At 68.2% G+C, this 15,298-nt stretch carries 15 protein-coding genes and 2 tRNA genes; 12 read left to right on the top strand and 5 right to left on the bottom strand.

The annotated features are described in order from the left end of the window. Positions 1-9: 9 nt before the first annotated feature. Positions 10-792, bottom strand: coding sequence for an alpha/beta hydrolase (locus tag AC1DIP_RS14070; RefSeq protein ID WP_477734092.1), 783 nt, complete (start codon positions 790-792; stop codon positions 10-12). Positions 793-932: 140 nt separating this feature from the next. Between AC1DIP_RS14070 and AC1DIP_RS14065 the strand changes: the two genes are divergently transcribed. Next, positions 933-2,339 carry a YibE/F family protein gene (locus tag AC1DIP_RS14065; RefSeq protein WP_477734125.1) on the top strand — a complete coding sequence of 469 codons (1,407 nt, stop codon included), beginning with the start codon at positions 933-935 and terminating at the stop codon, positions 2,337-2,339. Positions 2,340-2,365: 26 nt separating this feature from the next. Here AC1DIP_RS14065 and AC1DIP_RS14060 read toward each other — a convergent pair whose 3' ends face one another. Beyond that, a complete protein-coding gene (locus tag AC1DIP_RS14060; RefSeq protein WP_477734091.1) occupies positions 2,366-3,586 on the bottom strand; it encodes a globin domain-containing protein in 1,221 nt (406 codons plus the stop codon). A gap of 132 nt (positions 3,587-3,718) precedes the next feature. Here AC1DIP_RS14060 and dusB point away from each other — a divergent pair, with 132 nt between their 5' ends. The 10 genes from dusB (at position 3,719) to AC1DIP_RS14010 (ending at position 12,142) form a co-directional block, all read left to right on the top strand. Continuing rightward, on the top strand, positions 3,719-4,897 hold the full coding sequence (gene dusB, locus AC1DIP_RS14055; protein ID WP_476210220.1) for a tRNA dihydrouridine synthase DusB: 1,179 nt from the start codon (positions 3,719-3,721) through the stop codon (positions 4,895-4,897). Then, complete coding sequence (locus AC1DIP_RS14050; protein ID WP_476210222.1) at positions 4,890-6,209, top strand: deoxyguanosinetriphosphate triphosphohydrolase; 1,320 nt, start codon at positions 4,890-4,892, stop codon at positions 6,207-6,209. The genes dusB and AC1DIP_RS14050 overlap by 8 nt, the downstream gene beginning before the upstream one ends. A 113-nt stretch (positions 6,210-6,322) precedes the next feature. Next, on the top strand, positions 6,323-6,649 hold the full coding sequence (locus AC1DIP_RS14045; protein WP_476210224.1) for a hypothetical protein: 327 nt from the start codon (positions 6,323-6,325) through the stop codon (positions 6,647-6,649). Between the two features lies 1 nt (position 6,650). Then, positions 6,651-7,736: an FAD:protein FMN transferase gene (locus AC1DIP_RS14040; protein WP_477734090.1), complete on the top strand. Its 1,086-nt coding sequence runs from the start codon at positions 6,651-6,653 to the stop codon at positions 7,734-7,736. After that, positions 7,729-8,286, top strand: a complete 558-nt coding sequence (locus tag AC1DIP_RS14035) for a ferric reductase-like transmembrane domain-containing protein (RefSeq protein ID WP_476210226.1) — start codon at positions 7,729-7,731, stop codon at positions 8,284-8,286. The genes AC1DIP_RS14040 and AC1DIP_RS14035 overlap by 8 nt, the downstream gene beginning before the upstream one ends. Continuing rightward, a complete protein-coding gene (locus AC1DIP_RS14030; protein WP_477734089.1) occupies positions 8,283-9,551 on the top strand; it encodes an NADH-ubiquinone oxidoreductase-F iron-sulfur binding region domain-containing protein in 1,269 nt (422 codons plus the stop codon). Before AC1DIP_RS14035 ends, AC1DIP_RS14030 begins: the two co-directional genes overlap by 4 nt. Continuing rightward, positions 9,548-9,808 (top strand): ferredoxin, encoded by a 261-nt coding sequence (locus tag AC1DIP_RS14025; protein WP_477734088.1) that lies wholly within the window; start codon positions 9,548-9,550, stop codon positions 9,806-9,808. Before AC1DIP_RS14030 ends, AC1DIP_RS14025 begins: the two co-directional genes overlap by 4 nt. A gap of 28 nt (positions 9,809-9,836) precedes the next feature. Continuing rightward, positions 9,837-11,780: a DNA primase gene (gene dnaG, locus AC1DIP_RS14020; RefSeq protein ID WP_477734087.1), complete on the top strand. Its 1,944-nt coding sequence runs from the start codon at positions 9,837-9,839 to the stop codon at positions 11,778-11,780. 94 nt (positions 11,781-11,874) lie between these two features. Beyond that, positions 11,875-11,947 (top strand) — tRNA-Asn (locus tag AC1DIP_RS14015). A 122-nt stretch (positions 11,948-12,069) separates the two neighbouring features. Further along, a tRNA-Asn gene (locus AC1DIP_RS14010) sits at positions 12,070-12,142 on the top strand. Between the two features lie 68 nt (positions 12,143-12,210). Here AC1DIP_RS14010 and AC1DIP_RS14005 read toward each other — a convergent pair. The 3 genes from AC1DIP_RS14005 to AC1DIP_RS13995 form a co-directional block, all read right to left on the bottom strand. Continuing rightward, on the bottom strand, positions 12,211-12,618 hold the full coding sequence (locus AC1DIP_RS14005) for a hypothetical protein (RefSeq protein WP_476210231.1): 408 nt from the start codon (positions 12,616-12,618) through the stop codon (positions 12,211-12,213). Positions 12,619-12,697: 79 nt separating this feature from the next. Then, on the bottom strand, positions 12,698-12,877 hold the full coding sequence (locus AC1DIP_RS14000; RefSeq protein ID WP_476210233.1) for a glycine zipper 2TM domain-containing protein: 180 nt from the start codon (positions 12,875-12,877) through the stop codon (positions 12,698-12,700). A gap of 57 nt (positions 12,878-12,934) precedes the next feature. Continuing rightward, positions 12,935-14,158, bottom strand: coding sequence for a multidrug effflux MFS transporter (locus AC1DIP_RS13995; protein ID WP_477734086.1), 1,224 nt, complete (start codon positions 14,156-14,158; stop codon positions 12,935-12,937). Positions 14,159-14,336: 178 nt separating this feature from the next. On the opposite strand from AC1DIP_RS13995, the gene AC1DIP_RS13990 reads away from it, so the two are divergent. Continuing rightward, the gene (locus AC1DIP_RS13990; protein WP_477734085.1) at positions 14,337-15,188 is read left to right on the top strand and encodes a phage holin family protein; all 852 of its coding nucleotides are present in this window, start codon (positions 14,337-14,339) and stop codon (positions 15,186-15,188) included. The last annotated feature ends 110 nt before the right edge of the window (positions 15,189-15,298 follow it).

Raw genomic sequence — 15,298 nt, 5'->3', positions numbered from 1 at the left:
GACCGGTCCCTACAGGGTGACGTGGACGGAGGACTCGGGAAGCAGCTCCACGAACGCACGGGATGGCTGGACGCCGGCGCCCGTGCTCTCGGCGAAGGATTTGATGACAAACCCGGTGGCCAGGGTGTGCCACACACGGACCTTCCGGAGCATGAAGTGCCCCACGCCCTTGAGCGAGACGTATTGCATGCTCGCCGCGTCAGCGGACGCCCGGCGGGCAAAAGCCAGCGACTGCGAGGGGCTGGTCATATGGTCGGTGGTGCCATGGATGATCAACACCTTCCTGCCGGCGACCCGGTGGGCAGGGGTTTCGGGGCTCAGCCATGGTGCCAGTGCCACTACGGCCTCCACCTGCGGATGGTCGGCCGCGCACACGGCGGTCAGCCCGCCCATGGAGTGGCCCAACAGGAAAATGGGAACGCCCGGGTGGCGGTCCGCGATCTGCTGCAGCGCCCAGCGGGCATCCTGCAGCGGTGACATGTCCGGGCCGTTCCAGCCGCGGACGCTGTTGCGCAGGGACCACACCGCCAGTCCCTGCTTCCTGCCGGCACGATGCAGGTGCCTGGCGAAAGGGACCATCCTGGCCGGGCTCAGGTGCCGGGCCTCCACCGGATCCCGGCTGTGGGCCTTGCCGCCGTGCAGGACCAGGACCACGCCCCGGGTGTTGCCTGATGCTTCAAGGACGCTCAGGAACGGCTGGTGGGCGGAAACACCCGCCACCTGCCCGGCCTGCACGCCGCCCTTCCCATGTGCTCCATTGCTGCCGCCCCCATGCCCACCACGGTTGTCCATGCCAGGTTCCTCCCCATCCCGATGGTCCATTTATAAACCCTATGGCGCCGCACGTAGAGTTCAACCATGAGGTTGTACTGCTGATGGGCGCCGGTCACTCCCACTCTTCCTTGGATCATTCGGAGCCGACGCCCCAGGCGATGGCTGCCCGCAGCAAAGCGAACCGGATCCTGGCCGCTGTGCTCATTCCGCTGGCATTGCTGACCTTGGCCGGGATGGCGGCGCTCTGGCCATCCGGCAGCAAGGAAGGGGTGTCGCTCGCCAACCCGTATTCCACTGCCCCCGGCGTCACCTTCGATACCGGCACCATCCAGAATGTCGTGACCGAGAGCTGCATGCAGGGGAGCAGCCAGCAGGGGCCGGGCCAACAGGGGACCAGCCAACAGGGGACCAGCCAGCAGGGCCCGCAGCAGCCGCCGGGCCAGGGCTCGGCCTGCACGTTCGCCTACACCGAGCCGGACAAAGGCGGCAGCCCGGTCAAAGTGGTCATCAACCCGGACGTGGCCTCATCCCACGGGGTGAAGCCCGGAGACCAGATCCGCTACCTGAACCTGTCCAACGCCCAGGGGGCCGGCGGGTCCCAGGGATCGCCGGCGTACATTTTCGTGGATTTCGTCCGGACCCTGCCCATCATCCTGCTCGCCGTCCTCTACGCCGTGGTGGTCATCGCCGTTGCAAGGTGGCGCGGGCTGCGGGCCCTGATCGGGCTGGTGGGCGCATACTTCGTGCTCGCGAACTTCCTCCTCCCGGGCCTGGTGGAGGGCAAACCGCCGCTCCTGCTCGCCCTGGTGGGATCCACCGTGATCATGATCGGGGTGCTGTACTTCGCCCACGGGTTCTCCGCCCGCACGTCCACGGCGCTCCTGGGCACAGTCTTCGGGCTGGCCATCACCGCGCTGCTCGCAGCCTGGGCCACGGACGCCGCCAACCTCGCCGGCGTGGGCAGCCATGACGCCGCCACCCTGGTGAACACGTCGTCCAACATCTCCATCTCCGGAGTGATCCTCTGCGGACTCATCATCTCCGGGCTGGGCGTCCTCAACGACGTCACCATTACGCAGTCCTCGGCCGTGTGGGAGCTCTACGAACTGGCACCGGCCAGCAGCGCCCGGAAGCTGTTCACCTCCGCCATGCGGATCGGCCGCGACCACATCGCGTCCACGGTGTACACCATCGCGTTCGCCTACGCCGGAGCCGCGCTGCCCATCCTGATCATCGTCATGCTCTACGACCGGCCCCTGATGGACACCCTCACCAGCGCCGAACTCTCCGAGGAAGTCATCCGGACGCTGGTGGGTTCCATCGGGCTGGTCCTGGCCATTCCGGTCACCACGCTGATCGCCGTACTGGTGGTCAAGGCAACAGGAATCAAGGCAACGGGGGCCGCGGACGACGGCGGTCACAGCCACCCGGAGGACGTGGCGGATACGGGGGCGCTCGCCGCGGCCGCCCTTGAGCAGCGCAGCCGGCGCACCGCCGTCGGATCACGCGGCCTGCCCGGGGAAGAGCCGGCCACCCGCCGGGGCCGGCGGGCAGACCGCGGCTGAACCCGCGCGGACTGCCGCTTCTTGTCCTACTGGTAGTCGGCCAGCCAGAGGTCCGGGCCGAAGACTTCGTACTGGATGTCCTTCGCCCGGACACCTGCCCCCACCAGGGCGGACCGGACGGCCTGCATGAAGGGCACGGGACCGCACAGGTAATACTCGGCGTCGGACGGCAACGGGATGTCCTTGACGTTCATGAACCCCGAGTGCACCGTACCGCCGCCGCTGCCCGCGGAGGAGCCTTCTCCGTCGGGCTCCAGGAACCACGACGTAAGGGAAGCGTCAGGGAGCGCCGCAAGGTCGGCCGTCACCTGGTTACGCAGGGCAAAGGAGGCCGGGGAGTCGGCCGCATGCAGGAACAGGACCTTCCGCTGCGAGCCGGACTTGACCAGGTGGGACAGCATGCCGGCCATGGGCGTAATCCCGATTCCTGCGCTCGCCAGCACCACGGGCCGGTCCGTGTATTCCAGGACGACGTCGCCGAAGGGGGCGGAGAGGGTGACCTCGTCGCCAACGTTGACGTGGTCGTGCAGGAGGTTGGACATTTCGCCGTCCGGCGCCCCCTCCGTGCGCACCCGCTTGACGGCGAAGCGCCGGTGCTGCCCGTCGTCGGCCTGCGTCAGGCTGTACTGGCGTGGCTGCAGGACGCCGTCCGGCATCTCCATCCGGAGGGTGACGTACTGTCCCGGCAGGGAGGGCTTGACTTCGCGCTCGTCGGTCCGCGCCACCACGAAACTGACAACGTCGTCCGTTTCCTGGATCTTCTCGGCCACCCGCCAGGTGCGCCACACGGTCTCGGGGCTCAGCCGGACGGCGTCGTACAGCCCCCGTTCCTTGTTGATGAGCATGTTGGCCATGAGCCAGTAGACCTCGTCCCAGGCCGCCGCCACCTCAGGAGTCACGGCGTCGCCCAGGACATCCACAATCGCCCACATCAGGTTGTCGTGCACCACCTGGTACTGCTCCGGGCTCAGGCCCAGGGAGACGTGCTTGTGCGAAATCCTGGACAGCAGGTGGTCCGGCAGATGCGTAGGGTCGTTGACCAGGAAACCGGCAAACGCGGCCACCGAACCGGCCAGCGCCTGCTGCTGCCGGCCATCGGCCTGGTTGCCCCGGTTGAACAGGCCGTTGAGCAGCTCGGGGTGTTCACCGAACATGTGCTGGTAGAAACGGGACGCTATTTCCTGGATATGCTCGCCCACCACGGGAAGGGTGGCCCGGATGACGGGATACGAGGTCTCTGACAGCATGGGTAAGTCTCCTTGAAGCGTCCTGGCTGGTGGTCCGTCCCCGCGCCACGCTAACAGCCGCCCGGACCGGGGGACAGGTACTTTGGCACTGGCCGGAAGCGCCGATTTGCCCGGCTTTGCAACAATGGACAGGTGACTGTTGCTGCAACTCCGCCCGCCCCCAAGCTGGAACTCCCGCCCCTGAAGCTGGGACCCCTCACCGTTGACACCCCGGTGATCCTCGCCCCCATGGCCGGCATCACCAACTCCGCCTTCCGCAGGCTGTGCCGTGAATACGGCGGCGGCATGTACGTGGCGGAGATGGTCACCTCCCGCGCGCTGGTGGAGCGGACCCCAGAATCACTCCGCATCATTTCGCACGACGACGACGAGAAAGTCCGCTCCGTCCAGCTCTACGGCGTGGACCCCGGCACCGTCGGCGCTGCCGTGCGGATGCTCGTGGAGGAGAACCGGGCCGACCACATCGACCTCAACTTCGGCTGCCCGGTCCCCAAGGTGACCCGGCGCGGCGGCGGCTCGGCACTGCCCTGGAAGATCGATCTCTTCACCTCGATCGTGCAGACCGCCGTCAAGGAAGCCTCCAAGGGCAATGTTCCGCTGACCATCAAAATGCGCAAGGGCATCGACGATGACCACCTGACGTACCTTGACGCCGGGCGCATCGCCCGCGACTCCGGTGTCGCCGCCGTCGCACTCCACGGCCGGACCGCCGCCCAGTTCTATTCCGGCAAGGCCGACTGGTCTGCCATCGCCCGGCTCCGCGAGGCGCTGCCCGACATCCCCGTGCTGGGCAACGGCGATATCTGGTCCGCCGAGGACGCCGTCCGCATGGTCCGCGAAACCGGCGTGGACGGCGTGGTGGTGGGCCGCGGCTGCCAGGGGCGGCCGTGGCTCTTCGGGGACCTGCAGGCAGCGTTCGAAGGCAGCGACGTCCGGCACCGCCCCAACCTGCGCCAGGTGGCCGAAGGGGTGTACCGCCACGCTGAACTCATGGTGGAGACCTTCGGTGACGAAGGCAAGGCGCTGCGTGAGATCCGCAAGCACATCGCCTGGTACTTCAAGGGCTATGTGGTGGGCGGGGAACTGCGCACCCGGCTGGCCCTGGTGACCAGCCTGGAGGTGCTCCGCGACACGCTGGCCGAACTGGACCTGGACTCGCCCTACCCCGGAGTGGACGCCGAAGGCCCCCGCGGCCGTGCCGGCTCGCCGAAAAGGCCGGCCCTGCCCAAGGACTGGCTGGACTCCCGGGCACTCAACGAGGACCAGTCCAAGGACATTGCGGCAGCAGAACTGGACGTGTCCGGTGGCTGAAGCATCGGTTGCCGGGCACCAGTCCACTGGAACCCCCACCGCGGCCCTGGCGCTGCCGGGCTACGACACGCACGATTCCGCCCGCTGGGTGGAAGAACCGCCCAAGAACACGTACCGCTCCGACTTCGAACGGGACAGGGCCCGGGTGCTGCATTCGTCCGCGCTGCGCCGGTTGGGCGCGAAAACCCAGGTTGTGGCCCCGGACACCGACGACTTCGTGCGCACCCGCCTCACGCACAGCCTGGAGGTGGCGCAGGTGGGCCGCGAACTGGGCCGGGCCCTGGGCTGCGACCCGGACGTGGTGGACACGGCCTGCCTCAGCCACGACCTCGGCCACCCGCCCTTCGGCCACAACGGCGAATCGGCCCTGAACGAGGTGGCGCACGCCATCGGCGGCTTCGAAGGCAACGCCCAGACCCTCCGCCTGCTCACCCGGCTCGAGCCAAAGGTGCTCACGGCTGACGGCCAGCCCGCGGGGCTGAACCTCACCCGCGCAAGCCTTGACGCGGCGTCGAAATACCCTTGGTCAGCCCTGGAAGCGCCGGTGATCCACGGCCAGCGGACCAGCAAGTTCGGTGCCTACGAGGACGACCTCCCCATCTTCACCTGGCTCCGCGAAGGTGCGCCGGAACGCCGGAGCTGCCTGGAAGCCCAGGTCATGGACCTCGCGGACGACATCTCCTACTCGGTGCACGACGTGGAGGACGCGATTGTTGCCGGCCACTTCCAGCTGCGCTGGATGGACAACCCGGACCACCGCGCCCGCGTGGTGGGCTACGCCAAGCAGTGGTACCTGCCGCACAACGACCCCGCGGCCATCGATGCCGCCCTGGCCCGGCTGGAGGCCACGGACGTCTGGGTGCGCGAGGCCGATGGCAGCCGTAAATCCATGGCTGCGCTGAAGAACATGACCAGCCAGCTGATTGGCCGGTTCTGCCAGAGCGCCCTGGAAACCACCCGCGCCGTCTATGGGCCGGAAAACCTCACGCGCTATAACGCAGAACTGATGGTTCCCGACGAAACCGTCATGGAAATTGCGGTGATGAAGGGCTTGGCCACCACGTTCGTGATGACCACCGAGCACCGGCAGCCCATCTACGAGCGGCAGCGGGAAGTGCTCCACGCCCTGGTTACCGCCCTCAGCGCCACGGGGGACCGGCACCTGGAGCCGATGTTCGCGGCGGACTGGCGGGCGGCGGACGACGACGGCGCGCGCCTTCGCGTGGTCATCGACCAGGTGGCGTCGCTGACCGACGGGTCCGCCCTGGCCATGTACGAGCGCCTGGTGGGAAGCCTGCCCTCGCTCTGGTGACCAGCCCGGGTGTGGCCGGACATCCGCCCGATCAACAGCTTCCTTAAAGCATCTTCACAGGAAGGAGGCGCACCATGGGAGGAAAGACAGGCCGCTAGGAACGGGAGCTGGTCATGAGTACTCGCAGCAGGGGCAAGCGCCTTGCCACCGGGATCACCGCGGCCGTGGGCGTTGGCAGCTTCGCCGCCGCCGGGGTAGCGGCATCCGCCGTCTACGCCGCAACGCCCTCCGTGATCGCCAGGACCACACCCGCCACGGACACCAGCACCACCCAGCCAAGCACGCCCCAATCCGGATCGGCCCGCTCCGACGGCGACGACCGCGGGACCACCAAGAACAACACCTCACGCCGTTCGAAGACGTACGGCAGTTCCGGCAGCACCACACCGGTCCAGCCCGGCAAGGGCAGCACCGTCCATGGCCGGTCCTCGGGGTCCTGAGATGGCAGGCTCCGGCAGGGCCGCTGCCGGCGCAGCCGGCACCAGGGCCGCCGAACACCGTTCACGCGCGGGAAGCAATCCACCGGCGGACAACACTGCACAGGCCAGGTGGACTGTCTGGGAACTTGAGGCATCCGTTACCGTCACCGATCCGGAAATGCTCGCCGCAGCCGAAGAGGCCGTTCGCGGCGTCGTGGCTGCGGTCGACCTCGCCTGCAGCCGCTTCCGGGAAGACTCCGAATTGATGAGGGTCCAGTCCCGGATGCCGCAGGGCGTTGGCATCAGCCCCCTGTTCCGGCTTCTGCTCGAGCGCGCGCTGGACGCGGCCCGGCTCACCGGCGGCGATGTGGACCCCACCCTCGGAGCTGAGTTGGCGGCCTTGGGCCATGGCCCGGAATGGCAGAGGCCCGGCCTCACCAGCATCCCGGTGTCGCCGCAGCCCGCACCTCCCCGGCAGTCTTCGGTACCGCGGGCACCCGGCTGGTCCCGCCTGGACCTCGACGCCTCGACCCTGACCCTCCCGCCCGGCCTCCGCCTGGACCTGGGGGCAACAGCAAAGGCAGTCGCAGCCGACCTCGCCGCCGCCGCCGTGCACCGGGCACTGGGCTGCGGCGTGCTCGTCGGCCTGGGCGGTGACCTGGCCAGCGCAGGCCCGGGGCCGCAGGAGGACGGCGGCCCGGGCCAGTGGCAGGTCATGGTGCAGGACCTCCCTGCCGACCCGTGCCAGCAGGTTTCCCTGGCCCCGGGCTTTGCCCTGGCCACCTCCAGTACGCAGAAGCGCCGCTGGAAGCACCAGGGGACCGAGGTGCACCACATCCTTGACCCCCGTTTTGGCCTGCCTGCAGAGCCGGTCTGGCGTTCGGTGACCGTTGCCGCCCCCACCTGCCTGAAAGCGAACGCATGCAGCACGGCGGCAGTCGTCCGCGGCTTCGCTGCCGTGGACTGGTTCCGGAGCGAAGGGATCGCTGCCCGCCTGGTGGACAGCCGGGGCAGGGTCATCACCACCGGGGAATGGCCCGCTGAAAGCGGCAGCCCGGCCCTGGCCGCCGGCGGAAGCTCCCCTGCCGGAGGTGGCCGCCGTGGATGAGGCAATGTGGGCCTTTGGGCGGGTCAGCGGCTTCGTGTCCCTGGCACTGTTCACCGCGTCCGTGCTGCTGGGGATCCTCAACAGGTCCGGCCGCCCGCTGATGGTGCTGCCCCGGTTCTCCATCAGCCTCCTGCACCGGAACATTGCGCTGCTCGCCACGGTGTTCCTGGGGCTGCACGTGGGATCCCTGCTCCTGGACTCGTTTGCCAAGCTGAACCCGGTGGACATCGTCGTCCCGTTCCTGGGCTCGTACCAGCCGTTTTGGCAGGGGCTGGGGACGGTGGCCCTGGACCTCGTGCTCGCGGTGGTGGTGACGGGCCTGCTGCGGCACCGGATCGGGCAGCGCAGCTTCAAGGCCGTGCACTGGCTCAGCTACGGCGTCTGGCCGGTGGCCATGGCGCACGCCCTCGGCAACGGCACCGACGTCTCCAGCGGATGGTTCCTCCTGCTGGCCGTCGCGTCAGCGGTCGCCGTGGCGGCGGCCCTGCTGTGGCGCCTGAGCCCCTCCTTCCTCGAAACCTCCCATGCCAGGCAAGGAAACGTTCCGTGACCCACCCCAATGACACCCACCAGCCGGTGCCACTCCACCCGGAACAGGACAGCCTGCGCCAGCAACCGAGGCTGCTGGCCGCTGGCCCTGACGCAGGCTGGTCGCAGCATCTTGAGGCGTTTGGGCCCTGGGAAGCGCAGGCTGCCGGACCAGGGCTGCTGGACACCCTTGCCGCGGCCGGGCTCACCGGCCGGGGCGGCGCCGCGTTCGAAACCTGGCGCAAGGCCAGTGCCGCTGCAGGGTCCGGACGGAAAGGCATGTTTGCTGCCCGGCCGGTGGTGATTGCGAACGGTGCAGAAGGCGAACCCCTGAGCTTCAAGGACCGGACCCTCCTCGCCCATGCACCCCACCTGGTCATCGACGGGCTCGTGGCCCTCGCCGAAGCATTGGGCGGCGCAAGCATGTACATGTACGCGCCGGCGGCCGGTCTTCCCCGCGTTGAACAGGCCGTCGGCGAACGTCCCCGGGGCAAGCGGATCCGCATGGTCCAGGCTCCTGAAACCTTTATCTCCGGTGAGTCGAGCGCCGTCGTCAACATGATTGCCAACGGCAGTGCCGTCCCCACGGACCAGCGGCGCCGCCTCAGCGAATCCGGCCTCAACGGGCGGCCCACGCTGGTGGTCAATGTCGAGACCCTTGCCCAGGTTGCCCTGATCGCCCGTTACGGGGCGCCGTGGTTCCGCCAAATGGGGACTGCGGCGGACCCCGGCACCCGGCTCGTGTCCGTTTCCGGGCCTGCGCCAGTACCGGACGTGGTGCTGGAAGTGCCCGGCGGTGCGCAACTTTCCGCGGTCCTCCAGGAGGCGGGGATGGACCCTGCCGCCCTGTCCGCCGTCCTGGTGGGTGGCTACCACGGGCGGTGGGTGCGGGCCGCCGCCCACGCGCTCTCTCCAGCGGGGCTGCCCGGCCGGACCCTCCGGCCGGGGGCAGGCGTGATCCATGCCCTGGACCTGCAGTCGTGCGGCATCCAGGCCACGGCCAGGATCGTCAGTTACCTGGCCGACCAGTCAGCCCGGCAATGCGGCCCCTGCATGTTCGGGCTGCCGGCCATGGCGTCCATCCTCAACCGGATCGCCGGCGGGGAAACCAACCATCGGCTTGCTTCTGAGCTGGACCGGCTGGGAAAGCTGGTTTCGGGACGTGGCGCGTGCCGTCACCCGGAGGGGACCACCGGCCTGGTCAGCAGTGCCCTCGAGGTCTTCGCCGGGGACTTCCGCGCCCACCTTTCCGGCTACTGCACGGGCCCGGGAGGGGCGGCGGCATGAAAACCCACCTGCATATCGATTGGACCAGCTGCGACGGCCGCGGACTGTGTGTGGAGCTGCTTCCCGGCGTACTTGACCGGGACGACTGGGGGTACCCGGTGGCACGAGGGAAGGTGGGCCGGGACCGGACAGACGTTCCGCTGCGTGACGCCGACCGGGAAGCGGCGCAGGAGGCCGTCGTCCTGTGCCCCAAGCTGGCCCTGAGCCTGCTGGAGGGAAAGGCGCCGGAACCGGAGAAGCGGGCGCCGGGGACGTGAAGCCGGCCGGTGACACTAAGATTGCTGTGTGGCTGGGCTGATTAAACGTGAAGATATTGACGAAGTACGCCAGCGCACGGACATCAAGGAAGTGGTTGACGGCTACGTCACGCTCAAGGGCGCGGGGCTGGGAACCTTCAAGGGTCTGTGCCCCTTCCACGACGAGCGCTCGCCGTCCTTCACCGTCCGTCCCCAGGTAGGCCGCTACCACTGCTTCGGCTGCGGCGAGGACGGTGACGTCATCGCCTTCGTCCAGAAGCAGGACCACAGCTCCTTCCAGGAGGCCGTGGAGAAGCTCGCCTCCCGGATCGGCTACGAGCTCCGCTACGAGGACGGCGGCACCGGCCCCAACCGCGAGGAAGTGGGCCGCCGCCAGCGGCTGCTGGACGCACACAAGATCGCGGACGAATTCTTCCGGGCCCAGATGCTCACGCCCGGCGCGGCCACGGCCCGCAACTTCCTGTTTGGCCGCGGCTTCGACCGGGCCGCCGCGGAACACTTCGGCTGCGGGTACGCCCCCCAGGGGTGGGATGCGCTCCTGAAGCACCTCCGCGGCCGCGGCTTCACCGACGCCGAGCTCAAGCTCACCGGCATGTTCAGTGAAGGAAACCGGGGCATCTACGACCGTTTCCGCGGCCGCCTGATCTGGCCCATCAAGGACATGGCCGGCGACACCATCGGCTTCGGTGCGCGCAAGCTGTACGAGGACGACCAGGGTCCCAAGTACCTCAACACCCCGGAGACCACCCTCTATAAGAAGTCCCAGGTCCTCTACGGCATCGACCTGGCGAAGAAAAGCATCGCCAAGGACCGCCAGCTGGTGGTGGTGGAGGGCTACACCGACGTCATGGCCTGCCACCTTGCAGGAATTACGACGGCGGTAGCCACCTGCGGCACGGCGTTCGGCACCGAACACATCAAGATCGCCCGCCGGCTTTTGTCCGACGACGGCACCGGGGGAGAAGTGGTGTTCACCTTCGACGGCGACGCCGCCGGGCAGAAGGCCGCCCTGCGGGCCTTCGAGGAGGACCAGCGCTTCACCGCCCAGACCTTCGTGGCCGTGGAACCCACGGGCGCTGATCCCTGCGACCTGCGCCTCAGCCGTGGGGATGATGCGGTGCACGCCCTGATCCAGTCCCGCCGGCCGCTGTTCGAATTTGCCATCCGCAGCACCTTGAAGCAATTCAACCTCGACACCGTTGAGGGCCGTGTCCAGGGCCTCAAGGCCTCGGTGCCGGTGGTGGCCGCCATCCGCGACGCCTCCACCCGGACAGGGTATTGCCAGGCGCTGACCGGCTGGCTGGGCATGCCGGACCCCAACGAGGTCCTGCGGATGGTCAACGCCGAAGTGAAGAACGCCGGAAAGCGCGGCGAACCGGGACGGTCCCCGGCTCCGGGCCAGCCGCAGCCAGGCGGCCCCTCCCGCCCGGTGCCTGCCCAGCCCGGGGCGCCGGGCGTAGCTGCCGGGCCGTCGTCGGGCGTTGTCCCGTCCTTCCACCGTCCGGACCCCCGCGATCCCGTGGCCTCCATGGAGCGGCAGGCGCTGGAGGTGGCGCTGCAGCAGCCTGCGCTGCTGGCCGGCGGGGTTTGGGACCGCTTTGCCGCTGCCCGGTTCGCCATCCCTGCTTTCCAGGCCGTCCACGACGCCATGCGCGCCACCGGCCCCGGCCTGACCGTTGACCCCGTGCGCTGGGTGGAACACGTGATGCACGAGGTTCCTGAGCCCCTCCGGCCGCTGGTATCCGAACTCGCCGTCGTGCCGCTGCCGGCCCATACCGAGGAAGCGGTCCTGAAGTACTGCCGCGACATCCTGTCCCGGCTGTTCGAACTGCAGATCACCCGGGTCAAGGCGGACAAAATGGGCCAGTTGCAGCGCCTTGACGCGGCGGCGGACCCGGAAACCTACCAGCGGCTCAACCGGGAACTGATGATGCTGGAAATGGAACGCAGGGCCCTGCGGGCCGAGGCGTAGTGGTGGCCCGGGCCGCGGGCCCGGGGTGGGCCACGTCACGGCCGTCCGATTTCATTTCCCCGCCAGGTGTTTGCTAGGCTGGTACCCGCTTCATTCCTCCTTAGCTCAATTGGCAGAGCATTCGACTGTTAATCGAAGGGTTGCTGGTTCAAGTCCAGCAGGAGGAGCTTCCAATCCCCGTTCCGGCCTCCGGAACGGGGATTTTTGTTTCCCGGCGGGGGAGTTTGGGCCCCGGAAACTGCCGATTTCCCTGTGCCGGAATCCTTTGCTAATGTCATACCTGCTTCATTCCTCCTTAGCTCAATTGGCAGAGCATTCGACTGTTAATCGAAGGGTTGCTGGTTCAAGTCCAGCAGGAGGAGCGCAACGAAAAATCCCCGTTCCTCCGGTTGGAGGAGCGGGGATTTTTCTTTTGCGGCGCTGCAGTGGATCAGACGAAGTCCATCTCCACCTGCAGGAACCTTTCCGCCTCGGCGATGGCAGCCTGGAAGGCTTCCTGCTCGGTTGGCGACTTCCGGGGTTCGCGGGGGTTCCATTCGTGCGGCGCGGAGTGGATCCTCACGAAGCCGGCGTCCGGGGGAGCGTAGAAGATGCCGAAGCGCTGCACCGGCCATTCAGGGGAGGTTTCCGGCGCCACCAGCAGGGCCGCGTTGAAGGCGGGATTGAACCATTGGGCGATGGGCCGGCGCCGGTCTTCGGTGAACAGTCCCGCGGCGTACAGGGCCGCCGACTGTTGACCTGCCTGCGCACACAGCCGCTCCCACCACAGTGGCAGGATCCGGGCGTCGCACCGTTGCCATGTGGCCGGAAGTGGCGGTTGGTTCTGCCAGTTGGGCACGGCATCATTTTATCGCGGTCGGGACCCGGACGGCAGGGAAAGCCGCACCGGACCGGCCACAACAATCAGTGCGTGACGTTCAGCGGCGCCGGCGGGAGCCCGGGTTGACCCGGTACAGGAGCGCGGCGCCCGCCAGCGTCCCCAGGATGATGCCCCAGGCCGGGTTTCCCACGGCGCGGCCGGCGAAGTAGCCCACGACGGCGCCGAGCACCGCCCCGAGGAACAGTCCCCGTCCGTTGCGTTGCGGTTTGCGGCTCACGGGCTGCCTTTCGATTGGAGGCGGGGGGCTGTCATGCGCCCCCGATGATGGCCTGGCTCAGTGGATCGAGGGTACCGTGCGCGGCCGGACAACCAGCCACAGTGCGGCGGCCGCCAGGAGGATGCAGGCTGCCTGCACCCCGCCCATGGGCGCGGCGCTGGTGATGCCGAGCCAGCCCACCACCGGGGAAATGAGCCCGGCCATCAGGAACGTCGCGGCGCCCAGGAGCGATGCTGCCGTTCCCGCCTGGGCTGCGTGCCCGGCCAGGGCGAGCACCTGGACGCAGGGGAACATGAAGCCGGTGCCCAGGATGTAGAACCACAGCGGGACCATGACGCCCCACAACCCCAGGCCCGCCCGGTCGAAGACCACGATTAACAGGGCCATCAGGAACATCCATGCCGTGGCGCCGGCCAGGATCCATTGCGGCGGAACGATCCGGATGAGCCGCGAACTGGTCTGCACGCCGGCCACGATGCCCAGGGAGTTGACGCCGAAGAGCAGGCCGTACTGCTGGGCCGAGAACCCGAAGACGTCCTGGAACAGGAATGGAGAAGCCGAAAGGTAGGTGAACAGGCCGCCGAAATTGAATCCCGCAACCATTAGCAGCCCCACGAAGATCCGGTCGCTGAACAGCGCCTTGTAGCGTTGCCCGGCTGTCATGCCGGTCCGGCCCCGTTTCTCCGGCGGCAGCGTTTCACGCACCAGGAGGAGCGCGGCCACGATCACCAGGGTTCCGTAGGCTGCCAGGAACACGAAGATGCCCGGCCACGGCATCACCAGGAGAAGCTGTGAACCGATGACAGGGGCAAGGATGGGCGCCAGCCCGTTGACCAGGGACATCCTGGAGAACATGCGCACCATGGCGTAACCGGAAAACAGGTCGCGGACCATGGCCATGGCCACCACGCCGCCGCCGGCCGCGCCAACCCCCATCAGCACGCGGAAGATCCCCAGCGTGGTGATGTCGGCGGACACTGCGGCGCCCAGCGATGCCGCGATGTGCAGCGCCGTGGCCAGGATCAGAGGAGTCCTGCGGCCGAACTTGTCGCTGAAGGGGCCCACCACCAGCTGCCCGAACGCGAATCCGACCGTGGTTCCGGCCAGGGTGAGCTGGACCTGGGCCTCCGTCACCCCCAGGCTTGCCTCCAGCGCCGGAAAGGCGGGCAGGTAGAGGTCGATGGTAAATGGACCAAGGGCGGTCAGGGCGCCCAACAGGAGGATGTACAGGAGCTTCCGGCGGCGGCTCAGCAGGTCGCCCGGATTGGGGGGATTGGTCACGGAGAACAATCCTAGGCCCGCCCGGGCCCGTTTTTGCAGCGTTGTAGGCCGCGCCCACCGGCAAGCCCCCAAGTTCGCCCTGAACCTGAATGGTAGTTTTGGTGGCGTGGACTGTGCGGCTGCACATTCCACACCCAACGGATGCAGTATCGACCCATGAACCAGTAAGGCGGAACCGATGAGCGGACGTCACAGCGGGCGTACCAGCCCGGGATTGCGCATCACTGCGCTGCCCGGAACGGCAAGACTCCTTTTCCGGTTGGCCCCCCGCCAGCTCAACGACGAGATCGCCTTCGCCAAGATCGAACTCAAGCGCAAGGGTATCCAGGTGGGGGTGGCCGCGGCCTTCTTCGCCGTCGCGCTGCTCTTCCTCGCATTCCTGGTGGTCGGACTGATCGTTGCGGCCATCATGGGCCTGGCCACCATCATGCCCGCCTGGCTGGCAGCCCTCCTGGTCTCCGCCGCTTTCCTGCTGATAGCCCTCATCGGCGGCCTTGTTGGCCTCGCAAGGTTCAAGAAGGCCATGCCGCTGATGCCGGAAGAGACCATCCGCGGCATCAGGCACGATATTGGGGTGGCCCGCGAGGGCTCGGCCTTCAACCCGGCCATCCTTGACCCGGAGAGCCCCGAGGCCAAGGCTGCCAAGGCCGCCAAGGCCGAGGCAGCTGCCAAGGCCAAGGCGGAGAAGGAAGCCAAGGCCGCCCAGCACGAGCAGGAATTCCCGCACGCGTCAGAAGCCGACCTGGTGCGCCGCCTGAGCCAGCGCCGCCACCACCTCACCGAAGTCCGGGACGAACTCGGCACGGAGCTGGACGTGAAGACCCAGGCCCGCTACCTCCTCGCCGCCGCCCAGGTCAGGGCACGCGAGGGCCAGGTGCTGGCGCGGCACGGCGTGGAATCGGCGGGGCAGCGGTTCGCCGCCGTGTCCGGCTCCGCCGACCTGTCCAGGCGCTGGAAGCCGCTGGCTGCCTTCGTCGCGGCAGGCACGGTCCTGGTGGTCCTCCTGCGCAGGCTTTTCCGCGCCAACTAGGTCCCCGGCCGGGCAAGCCACGTTCCGGCGGACGCGTTTTCCGGCCCTGCAGGCATGGGCCACCAGGGCATGACAGAAAGACTGCGCCGCGGCGCAGCAGGAAGGAGAGG

The organism is Pseudarthrobacter sp. 05T312, assembly GCF_056396685.1.
Note: the sequence above shows the minus strand (reverse complement) of the source record. Positions and strands in the feature narration are given on the sequence as shown.

Excerpts from the sequence above, each read along its gene's own strand:
- AC1DIP_RS14045 (WP_476210224.1), top strand. The coding sequence starts at position 6,323 with ATGAGTACTCGCAGCAGGGGCAAGCGCCTTGCCACCGGGATCACCGCG.
- AC1DIP_RS14060 (WP_477734091.1), bottom strand. The coding sequence starts at position 3,586 with ATGCTGTCAGAGACCTCGTATCCCGTCATCCGGGCCACCCTTCCCGTG.
- AC1DIP_RS14040 (WP_477734090.1), top strand. The coding sequence starts at position 6,651 with ATGGCAGGCTCCGGCAGGGCCGCTGCCGGCGCAGCCGGCACCAGGGCC.
- AC1DIP_RS14065 (WP_477734125.1), top strand. The coding sequence starts at position 933 with ATGGCTGCCCGCAGCAAAGCGAACCGGATCCTGGCCGCTGTGCTCATT.
- AC1DIP_RS13990 (WP_477734085.1), top strand. The coding sequence starts at position 14,337 with ATGAGCGGACGTCACAGCGGGCGTACCAGCCCGGGATTGCGCATCACT.
- AC1DIP_RS14025 (WP_477734088.1), top strand. The coding sequence starts at position 9,548 with ATGAAAACCCACCTGCATATCGATTGGACCAGCTGCGACGGCCGCGGA.
- AC1DIP_RS14070 (WP_477734092.1), bottom strand. The coding sequence starts at position 792 with ATGGACAACCGTGGTGGGCATGGGGGCGGCAGCAATGGAGCACATGGG.